The sequence below is a fragment of the Roseateles cavernae genome, assembly GCF_040187885.1.
Taxonomy (GTDB): domain Bacteria; phylum Pseudomonadota; class Gammaproteobacteria; order Burkholderiales; family Burkholderiaceae_C; genus Roseateles_E; species Roseateles_E cavernae.
The window spans coordinates 1-1,371 of the sequence record NZ_JBDPLH010000033.1; the positions used below are offsets into that span (position 1 = coordinate 1).

Annotated in this window: 2 protein-coding genes; both read left to right on the forward strand. The window is 65.4% G+C overall.

Annotation, left to right across the window (positions count from 1 at the left end; all coding sequences use genetic code 11):
* Positions 1–58: 58 nt before the first annotated feature.
* On the forward strand, positions 59–619 hold the full coding sequence (locus ABGI63_RS25725; protein ID WP_349745365.1) for a phage terminase small subunit P27 family: 561 nt from the start codon (positions 59–61) through the stop codon (positions 617–619).
* Positions 620–622: 3 nt separating this feature from the next.
* Positions 623–1,371 (forward strand): terminase large subunit domain-containing protein (locus ABGI63_RS25730; RefSeq protein WP_349745366.1); only part of this gene is annotated, 749 nt, incomplete at its 3' end.

Here is a 1,371-nt window from a genome sequence, read left to right on the forward strand (position 1 = left end):
TGCGAGCGGGAAATTCGACCGGGGGGGGTATCCCCGGTGACGCGGAAGGGGTTGCGTGATGGGGCGCCGCGCTCTGCCGTCAAACGTCCACATGATCCGTGGCAACCCGTCAAAGCTGTCGGCGACGGATCTGATGGACAGCTTCCAGCCGCAGGTCGAGATACCCGATTGCCCGCGTCACCTCTGGCCCGCCGCGAAGAAGGAGTGGAAGCGCATCACGCCCGAGCTGGATCGCTACGGCCTCATCAGCAAGCTCGATCGCGCGGCGTTGGCTTTGTACTGCCAGTGCTACGCGCGCTGGGTCTGGGCGGAAGAGCAACTGACGCGCGCGATGGAGGAGGCGGCCACCAAGCGCGCCGAAGCCGAGGCCAAGGGCGAGAAGTGGACAGGCGGCGACGGGGTCACCGTGCCGACGCCCAACGGCCATGTCGGCTACTCGCCGCATTGGGTCATTGCCAACCGCGCGATGGAGCAGGTCAACAAGTACTTGGGCGCGTTCGGCCTGGAGCCTTGCAGTCGCGGCAAGGTCCAGCAAAGCAACAACCGTCAGTCGCAGCTCTTCGGTGACGGAGAAGATGACACGCCCGTAGCGCAGTCCGGCGGATACGGCTCCCTCTAGGCCATGAAGGACTACGTCGCGATCGCGCTGCAGTACGCGAGGGATGTGCTCGACGGCACCGTTCCCGCGTGCAAGTGGGTGCGTCTGGCCTGCCAGCGTCAGCTCAACGACCTCGACCGCCAGGGCACCGATGACTTCCCCTACGTCTTCAACCCGCAGCTCACCGATGTCAAGGGCAAGCAGTACTACCCGGCCGTGCGCATCTGCACCTTCGCCGAGCTGCAGCCTCACATCAAGGGCGACTGGGCCGCGCGTGGGCAGCGCATCAAGCTGGAGCCCTGGCAGTGCTTCTTCCTGGTCTGCGCCTTCGGCTGGGTGCATGCAGAGACCGGCAAGCGCCGCTTTCGCGTCGTCGACCTGATCGTGCCTCGCAAGAACGCCAAGTCCACGCTGGCGGCCGTGATCGGCAACTTCATGCTCGCGGTGGACGGCGAGTACGGCGCCGAGGTTTACAGCGGCGCCACCAGCCTGAAGCAGGCGATGGAGGTGTTCAAGCCAGCGCTGCTGATGGCCCGTAAGAGCCCAGAGTTCCGTGCGCACTTCGGCGTCCTGCCCAATGCATCCAACCTGGCGGTGCTGGACACCAACAGCAAGTTTGAGCCCGTGATCGGCAAGCCAGGCGACGGCGCCAGCCCCAGCTGCGCCATCGTCGACGAGTACCACGAGCACAACACAGCCGACCTTTACGACACCATGAAGACCGGCATGGGCGCGCGCAGCCAACCGATGCTGCTGATGATCACCACGGCGGG